Genomic DNA, 3,495 nt, shown 5'->3' on the forward strand with positions numbered 1-3,495 from the left:
CTTAATTGTGAAACTATATTTTCAAGTTCAGATACTATTGAGGCTATTTGTTCCATTTAAATTATGCCTAACGTTTTGTGTATTGTTATTTGCGCTTTTTGTTTGTAAAGTTAATTAAAAGTGATGGACTTTTGGTTTTGCGAGATTTAGTCCGAAGGAATAAATCCGCAAGCAATTAACCATACATTTTGTTGGCAATAGTTATTTTAGTTCAATTATTTTCAGGATTCGTTCAAGGCTTTTATTAGAATAGTTTGCTGTTGTTTTGATTTTCACAGAATCGGTCATTATTTTTATTATTTCAACAGTATAAATACTATTTAATTCCTCTTTTTCTAATTCTCCGTAATGATTTCGATGGTTTTTTAGTTCGTATTTGCAGTCAGTTATCCATTCTACATCAGAATAATAATTTAGTCCATCTTTTTTTTCAATCTGAATGTTTCCATTTCTTTCGATTATTGTTATCCCGGTTTCGGATTTTAATTCAAATTTTCCATTTTTCAAATCAGAACATTTAGATTGTCCGTTACAATTTTGGAAGCTGATTAATATTAAAAAAAGGTAGATTGTCTTTTTCATAATTATTGCCAACGTGTTTGTGTATGAGTAGTAGCGGATTTTATTCCTTATTACTTTCAGATAGCAATATACTCAATAAAAAGAAAAACGGTTTGTGAATACACTCAAACCGCTATTACTTATACACGTTGTTAGGCACTGGCCTGCTTTAATTATATGTATTTATTTACTTAACATTTAATATAAAATTCTCTATTGTAGTAGCTAAGAACACTGGGGTTTCTTGCATTGAATAATGTCCAGAATTGCCAACGTTTACGTATTTAATATCCTTATATTTCATAGCTTCAAATCGAGGTTTGATATTCTCCAAACGTAAAGAAGGATAATCAAATTCTGTTGTTACAACTAAGGTTGGTGTTTTGTTTCCTATTAGTCCTTTAGAGTAGTCAACATTTGCAAATGACTTTAGATACGCTCTAGAGACTTCTACATCTGCAGCCTCTAAGAATTCTTGAGCTTTTTTCTCATTCCATAATTTTGTATAGCGATTACTAGTTAAAGCTCCTATTGCTTGTTCGGCAACCTCTCTACTAGCAGCAACTGCGTTAAAAAAATTGACTTCATCTTTGCTAAATTTTAATCCAGAAGCTGGTCCACCACTAACCAGTATGATACTTTTTATTCTATTGTTAGTGTTTAATTTGGTAGCAATTTGAGCTGATAATGTTGAAAAGGAATGCCCAACTATACTAAATGATTTCCAGCCAAGGGTATCAGCTAGATTCAATAAGTCTTTAGCTATTTCTGTAACGGTATATTCGCCTTTAATACCAAGAGAAAGTCCTTGTCCTCTTGCATCCATAAATACATAGGTAAATTCCTTAGGGTTTAGGTATTCTGACATTTGGTTCCAGTTTGAGTGGTCTCCATTCCAGTCGTGAAGAACCATCACTTTTTCGTTTCCGTTACCGAATGAATGGTAACCTATTTGTGTTTCTTTTTGTTGAGCAAAACCATTTGATATTGTCACAACAAATAAAATAATTGAAAATAATACTCTCATAATGATAAAATTTTACGCAAAGATATGAGCAGTATTCAGCGTATTAGCAACCAAAAAAGTTCATATAATAACCATTATGTGTCAATCGCTCTGTATTGTGTGGGTGTAGTTTTGAATTCACTTTTAAAAGCTCTTATAAAATGAGAACTAGTATCATAACCTACTTCAAATGCAATTTCCTTTATAGTTTTATCTGTAGTTTTTAATAATGACTTTGAAGACAGTAATTTTTGCTTTCTGAAATATTTACCAGCACTTTCTCCAAATGTTTCTTTAAATTTTCGTTTAAAAGAAGATACGCTTCTTGAAGTAAGATGTGCATAGTCTTCAATTAGATAAGTGTGATTTATATTTTTTAAAATAGTAGCACGAAATTCAACCTTCTTTTCTTGAATAGTTTGATGTAAAAGTATTTTGAAATTGTTCGAATGATTAGACTTAATTAGGTATAGTAGTAATTCTTCTAATTTGAGATTAAGAATGTTTTTGGAATGTAATGCCTTATTGTTTATAATCATTAATGCTGAAATTAACAAATTGCTTATAAAAGGGTCAACTTCTGTTTTTGCTACACCAATATAATTATTTAAATTGTTGTTTGATTTAATGATTTTCTGATGTTTTGTATAGAAACCTTGAATAAAATCATCAGAGAGGAAAAATAAAAGATTTTGATAGGGTTGATTATTGCTATCTGGAATTCTCTCACTCATAATAGTGTTCCCTTTTCCGATAAGAACACATTCATTCCTATTCACTATAATTTTGCCTTTATCTGTAACAATTGCTTTAATTCCATTTATCACAAATGATAATACATATTGGGTTGATTCAACACATCTTTTATCAATGTTGGATTCGCTAAAGTATTCTAAAAACTTTGTACCTTGAATTTCAACCAAATTATGATTGCCAAGTTTTAATATGTCATCAGGAAATACCATTTTTTAATTTTAATATACTAATATGTTGGAATTGGCTTGTGCCTAACGGTCTCGTATAACCGTCAGTTACGGGTTAAATTAGCAATTATTTTCGGTTAAGCACGAACATTAGCAATTCCGAGTGGATTCGGACGTAGTCGAATCCACCGTAATTGCGATTATACATTGTTATGTGCTGGCTTTTTCTTTCTGATTTACAATTTCTTCTATAGTCTCATTCAAAAATCCAACTAAATGGTCAATAAAATCAATTAAAAAGTCAATAGACTCTATTTGTATTTCAGAAGTTTTTTGTTCAATAGAAATTCCTTGAGTGCTATCAACGAATTTTGGTATTTCCTTATTCGTTTGTTTAACAATTCCATTATTGTGAGCAATTACATTTCTAATTTGCTGATACTTTCCAATTTTAGTCCATTGCTCTTTTAGGTTTTCCAAATTCACGTTGAGAACTTTTATTATGTAATTTCGACATTGTCCAATGTAATTTCCGCCTTTTAAATCCTTTGGGCTTAAATTCAATTCTTCAGAGTGCTGACACCATTCGCAAAGTTTGTTAAATTCATTTTCAAACATTGAATAAATTGTCAAATAAATTGATTTGTTCAAGATGTTAGGGAACTCTGAACTATTGAGGATTTCCATTTCGTAAATGTCAAAAGCATCAGGCATTTCGGGATTTTCTGAATGCTCTTCATTCCATTTTTTGAATTTTTCCTCTAATTCTCTTTCTTGTGTGAGAATCATTTCTTGAGTGCTTTCAAGATATGCTTTGATTGGGTCAAACCGAAAATCATAACCAATTTTAAAATTCCGAAGAATCATAAACTTTGTTCTTTTCTCTAATTTTTTTGTTCTCGACATATTTTGTTTTTTCGCTAGCACATAACGTTGTGTATAAGCTGTCGTTTTAATGCAGTTTATACGTTGTTGTGTGCAGTAAATATAAAGAAAATCCTAAAG

Annotated in this window: 4 protein-coding genes; all 4 read right to left on the reverse strand. The window is 30.4% G+C overall.

Annotated features, from left to right (window positions below; translation table 11 throughout):
• Positions 1-201: 201 nt before the first annotated feature.
• The 4 genes from Q1A15_RS20865 to Q1A15_RS20880 all read right to left on the reverse strand — a co-directional run bounded on the left by Q1A15_RS20865 (position 202) and on the right by Q1A15_RS20880 (position 3,396).
• Positions 202-507 (reverse strand): hypothetical protein, encoded by a 306-nt coding sequence (locus tag Q1A15_RS20865; RefSeq protein WP_299628372.1) that lies wholly within the window; start codon positions 505-507, stop codon positions 202-204.
• Between the two features lie 241 nt (positions 508-748).
• A complete protein-coding gene (locus tag Q1A15_RS20870; RefSeq protein WP_299628374.1) occupies positions 749-1,588 on the reverse strand; it encodes an alpha/beta hydrolase in 840 nt (279 codons plus the stop codon).
• A 74-nt stretch (positions 1,589-1,662) separates the two neighbouring features.
• Positions 1,663-2,532 (reverse strand): AraC family transcriptional regulator, encoded by an 870-nt coding sequence (locus tag Q1A15_RS20875; RefSeq protein ID WP_299628376.1) that lies wholly within the window; start codon positions 2,530-2,532, stop codon positions 1,663-1,665.
• Between the two features lie 168 nt (positions 2,533-2,700).
• The gene (locus Q1A15_RS20880) at positions 2,701-3,396 is read right to left on the reverse strand and encodes a hypothetical protein (RefSeq protein WP_299628378.1); all 696 of its coding nucleotides are present in this window, start codon (positions 3,394-3,396) and stop codon (positions 2,701-2,703) included.
• Positions 3,397-3,495: the final 99 nt, after the last annotated feature.

The organism is uncultured Tenacibaculum sp. (assembly GCF_947495995.1).
Classification (GTDB): domain Bacteria; phylum Bacteroidota; class Bacteroidia; order Flavobacteriales; family Flavobacteriaceae; genus Polaribacter.